Below are 2,837 nucleotides of genomic sequence, written 5' to 3'. Positions count from 1 at the left end.
CTGCCGATATATTTGCGGTAGATGCTCCCGTAGCGGTGGCCGTAGCGCCGTTCCAGCTCGGGCCCCATATCCTGCTCCAGCTCGAACAGCACCATTTCCTGAGTAAAATGGCCCAGCAGAAGCTCCACCAGCACCCGGTGCTCCGTAACGACGGCCTGGGCCGCCCCTTCTCCTTCGCCGCCGCGCATGCCGAGCATGCACCATCTGCGGTCAACCACGAAGGAGAATTTCCGCCCCTCGGCTTCCTCACGCTCCATAAGAGGCGGCCACGGCAGCCCAGGGCCTGCGGCATTGCCGCCGTCGAACGCCCACAGCAGCCGCACGCCCCGGCGCTCGGCCTGTTCCAGCTCGCTGCGCAGCAGCGAGGCCTCCTCCCGCCACACATCGACGATGATCTCATGCTCCGCCGCATTCAGCTGGCGGATCAGCGCATCCATCACATTGCGTTCGCCTTCCACATTATAGAAGGTGGTGCTGACCGAGCCGCCGCGCGGCATTTCGCTCTCCACGAAGGCGAGAGACGCCTGAACCCGGCCGGAAATCATCTTGGCCAGCTCTTCCGGTGCCAGAACGCTGTACCTTGCGGGCTCCCCGTCGCCGCAGCGCACATAGCCCTGCTGGGTCAGGCGCTGGAGCGCGGCATACACATTCGACCGCGAGACGCCAAGCCGCTTCGCCACCTCGTATCCGGAAGATTGTCCGATCGCCGCCAGCTCCACCATGATTTTGGACTCCATTTCCGTAAAGCCCAGACTGCGCAGATGCAGCAGCAATTGTTCCATACCTCTCTCCCCTCCCAAGGCCGGCTGAATCCAAAGCTAAATCTGTTCCGATCCGCAGCGGGGACACCACATGGAGCCTTTGGGCAGATCCGCACGGCAAATCTGGCATTTTATCATCTCGCGCGGGCCGGCATCGCTGTCCGTTTCTTCCTGCTCCTTCGAGCGCCAATCCCGGATGCGCCGGTCAAGCTCAAGCTGCCTTTCCCGCTCCCGCTCCAGTTCATCGGCGATTCGGCGTTCATTCTTCGAGTGCTGCACGTTTCCGGCGTATTCCTCCAGCGGAATCGGCAGCTCCTCCTCCTCGCTCTCCATATACATATAGCCATAAGGCTCTTCCGGCGCCCGCTCGGGGCCCGCCTCCGGCGCCTCCGGCTCGGCCGCCTGCGGTTCCTCATGGAAGGCCGGAGCCGCAGCGCCCGCGGCCGGTTCCAGCTTGCGTCCGCAGTGCTGGCAGAAATTGGCGTCCAGGGGCACGATATATCCGCATTTGCAGAGCCGTTCATTTTTGAGTTCGGCGATGCGCGAGCGCAGAGCGTCGATTTTATCCTGAAGTCTAAGGCAGGCGCGGGAGTGCTCAATCATCTTGCCTTCGGCCAGCGTCAAATCCCTGGAACGGTAGCCTTCATAAAAAAGCTTGCCCATCTTCATAAATTCCATTTCCATTTCGCGTTCAATATCGGAGATCCCGCTGTTCAGCTTGCCGATCTCCACAGAGTTCTGCGCTTTTTCGCTAACCCGGTTGGCCCCGTCTTTAATTCGCTGCAACAGATTCATCGATAGTTCCTCCTTCTCATGGGTGAGCCAAAACAGAGGCACCGGCCAAGAAGAAACGGCAGCACCGTCCCTTAAGGAAGGTATCCGTTTCCACCAGGGCATATATGCCTTATTAGCAGCCGCATCCGGCGCCGCCTGAAACTATGACTCTATCATACCAAATGTGACGGCCAGATTCATTATTTGTCGCCTTATGTACATTACTGAAATAATCCGGGTTGCCAGGCGGATTGCGGCTGGATGCAGCTGGCGTCTTTTGCTTCCGGCCCATCACTTCAGTTAAAATGAAAGGGGATTATAAATACGCACATTCGGGAGAGTATCCGTGAAAGATCAAATTGGCAAGTCGCTGACACTGGAGCAACTGCAGGTACATGTGCAGGATTTGGGCCACTGGGAATTAAATGAAGACCTGTCCAGACAGCTTGGCGAATTCAAGAAAATGCCCGCCCTCTACCGCCTCGCCCTGAACGAGCTGGAGAATAAAATTGAAACACTAAGTACCGAATGGAAAATGAGAGACGGTTACAGTCCGATCGAACATATCAAGCGCCGGATCAAGGAGCCGAAGAGCATCCTGCAAAAGTTGGAACGCAAGGGCCACGCCTTCAGCTTCGAAAATATTGAAAGACATATTCACGATATTGCCGGTATGCGGATTGTATGCGCCTTTGTCAAGGATATATACCGCCTGGCGGATCATTTCAACGCCCGGGAGGATATCCGCGTGCTGGAAATCAAGGATTACATCGCCCATCCGAAGCCGAACGGGTATCAGAGCCTGCATGTGATTGTCGCCGTGCCGCTCATTCTGCTGGAAGGGACCCGCTGGGTGAAGGCCGAGATCCAGCTGCGCACGCTGGCTATGGACTTCTGGGCAAGCATGGAGCATATTCTCTACTACAAATTCGACCAGCAGCTTCCTCCGCATGTGGCCGAAGAGCTGAAGAGCGCCGCACGCGCCGCCGACGAGCTGGACAAGAAAATGCTGCGTCTGCGCAGGGAGATTCTGGAGCTGTCGGAAAGCGCGGAACAGGCCAAAGAGAACTAGCGAACGGTCTATTCCGGTAATCGGGAAAAGTGTTCCCGCAAGGCCATCGGACTCAAAAAAGGACCCCGCGCAGCCTTTATTGCCTCGGGGTCCTTCTCTTTCGCGCAGGCTTCACTTCCTGATGAAATCGCTGCATCAGCCGTCCATACGGTCATTTGGCCAAGCCTTTCGCCCGGCGGACGGCGGCTTCGGCCGCGCGCCGCATAATCAGCTCAAGCCCCTCGTTCGCG

3 protein-coding genes are annotated in these 2,837 nt (G+C 57.7%); 1 reads left to right on the top strand and 2 read right to left on the bottom strand.

Features of this window, described 5'->3' with window-relative positions; all coding sequences use genetic code 11:
* On the bottom strand, positions 1-782 hold a 782-nt coding region (locus tag L692_RS0108375), incomplete at its 3' end, for a TrmB family transcriptional regulator (RefSeq protein WP_025698919.1).
* Between the two features lie 36 nt (positions 783-818).
* Positions 819-1,556, bottom strand: coding sequence for a zinc ribbon domain-containing protein (locus L692_RS0108370; RefSeq protein WP_025698917.1), 738 nt, complete (start codon positions 1,554-1,556; stop codon positions 819-821).
* 442 nt (positions 1,557-1,998) lie between these two features.
* Here L692_RS0108370 and L692_RS0108365 point away from each other — a divergent pair, with 442 nt between their 5' ends.
* Positions 1,999-2,607: a GTP pyrophosphokinase gene (locus L692_RS0108365; protein ID WP_156940346.1), complete on the top strand. Its 609-nt coding sequence runs from the start codon at positions 1,999-2,001 to the stop codon at positions 2,605-2,607.
* The last annotated feature ends 230 nt before the right edge of the window (positions 2,608-2,837 follow it).

Origin of the sequence: Paenibacillus forsythiae T98 (assembly GCF_000520735.1) — a bacterium.
Classification (GTDB): Bacteria; Bacillota; Bacilli; order Paenibacillales; family Paenibacillaceae; genus Paenibacillus_AQ; species Paenibacillus_AQ forsythiae.
The sequence above is the reverse complement of the archived record's forward strand: the minus strand, read 5'-3'. Positions and strand labels throughout refer to the sequence as shown.

What these genes read in the sequence shown, in the direction of transcription:
- L692_RS0108370 (WP_025698917.1), bottom strand. Translation starts at nt 1,556, where the DNA reads ATGAATCTGTTGCAGCGAATTAAAGACGGGGCCAACCGGGTTAGCGAA.
- L692_RS0108365 (WP_156940346.1), top strand. Translation starts at nt 1,999, where the DNA reads ATGCCCGCCCTCTACCGCCTCGCCCTGAACGAGCTGGAGAATAAAATT.